General features: G+C 68.6%; 1 protein-coding gene and 1 other annotated feature. The gene reads right to left on the bottom strand.

Annotation, left to right across the window (positions count from 1 at the left end; translation table 11 throughout):
• Window positions 1–134 precede the first annotated feature (134 nt).
• Window positions 135–1,363 (bottom strand): IS3 family transposase gene (locus tag BT98_RS0120210; RefSeq protein ID WP_115359401.1). Its coding sequence is split into 2 segments (ribosomal slippage): window positions 135–1,066 and window positions 1,066–1,363, totalling 1,230 coding nucleotides; the frame shifts between segments, so codons are not numbered across the junction.
• Window positions 963–1,079, bottom strand: a sequence feature (AL1L pseudoknot). (Overlaps the previous gene by 117 nt.)
• Window positions 1,364–1,508 lie beyond the last annotated feature (145 nt).

Genomic DNA, 1,508 nt, shown 5'->3' with positions numbered 1-1,508 from the left:
CGCAAACCTGGAGCGCTGCGCAACGGGGCACCGTTCAAGGACTGGCTGCTCCCCAGTGCACTGGAACGGGTCCGCCGCAAGCTGGCCACAGCCACTGAACCGCCCCGGGTATGCCGGAGGCTGATTGGTTTGGGTTAGGCTGCCAGGGCGGGCTCCTCAAGCCTGGCGTAGTAGCGCGCCTCTGCTTCGGCCGGTGGCATGTTGCCGATCGGCTCGAGGAGGCGGCGGTGGTTGAACCAGTCGACCCACTCGAGGGTGGCATATTCGACGGCCTCGAGGGATCGCCACGGGCCACGGCGCCGGATGACCTCGGTCTTGAACAGGCCGATGACGGTCTCGGCGAGGGCGTTGTCGTAGCTGTCGCCGACGCTGCCGACCGAGGGCTCGATCCCGGCCTCGAGCAGGCGTTCCGTGTACCGAATGCTGAGGTACTGCCCACCCCTGTCGCTATGATGGGTCAGGCCGCCCTTCGCCGGGCGGCGGTCATGCAGGGCTTGTTCCAGGGCATCGAGGACAAAGCCCGCATGCGCCGTCCGCGAGACCCGCCAGCCGACGATGCGGCGGGCGAAGACGTCGATGACGAAGGCGGCATAGACGAAGCCCTGCCAGGTCGCGACGTAGGTGAAGTCCGACACCCACAGCATGTCCGGTCGCGGCGCCCGGAACTGGCGGTTCACCTTGTCCGCCGGGCAGGGCGTGGCCTTGTCGGCGATCGTGGTCCTGACCTCCTTGCCGCGGACGACGCCGCGCAGGCCCATGCTCCGCATCAGGCGTTCCACCGTGCAGCGGGCCACCGCGATGCCCTCCCGGCCGAGCTGCCGCCAGACCTTGCGGGCGCCGTAGACCCCGAAGTTGGCCGCATGCACCTGCCGGATCCCCTCCATGAGCACCAGGTCCTGCCGGGCGCGCGGCGAGGTCTTGGCCGGATCACCACGCCGGGCAACATGGGCGTGGTAGGTCGACGGCGCGATCGGCAGCACCCTGCAGATCGGCTCGACACCGTAGACCCCGCGGTGATCGTCGATGAAGGCGATCATGGCTTCGAGCGGCGGTCGAGCTCCGCCACCGCGAAATAGGCCGACGCCTTGCGCAGGATCTCATTGGCCTGGCGCAGCTCGCGAACCTCGCGTTCCAGAGCCTTGATCCGCTCCCCCTCCGCACTCGTCGGCCCAGGCCGCAGGCCCCGGTCGCGCTCAGCCTGCCTTACCCAGCCGCGCAGAGTCTCCGTCGTGCAGCCGATCTTGGCCGCGATCGAGCCGATCGCCGCCCACTGCGAGGCGTGGTCGCCTCCGTGCTCCAGCACCATCCGCACCGCCCGTTCCCGGACCTCAGGCGAATACCGGTTCGACGTCTTCTTCGTCATGGCTCCATCCTCTCAAGAATAGGAGCCTCCAGGGAAACCGGGGCGGTCAGCCACCGATGGCGACCGGCAGATGGTGGAGATCCTGACCAGGGTGTTGGACGACGGTCTGGCTGCGGTTGAGGCCGCTTGCAGCGAGGCGCTGCGT

Source organism: Roseomonas mucosa ATCC BAA-692 (genome assembly GCF_000622225.1).
GTDB classification, from domain to species: domain Bacteria; phylum Pseudomonadota; class Alphaproteobacteria; order Acetobacterales; family Acetobacteraceae; genus Roseomonas; species Roseomonas mucosa.
This window is presented reverse-complemented; position numbering and strand designations above follow the sequence as displayed.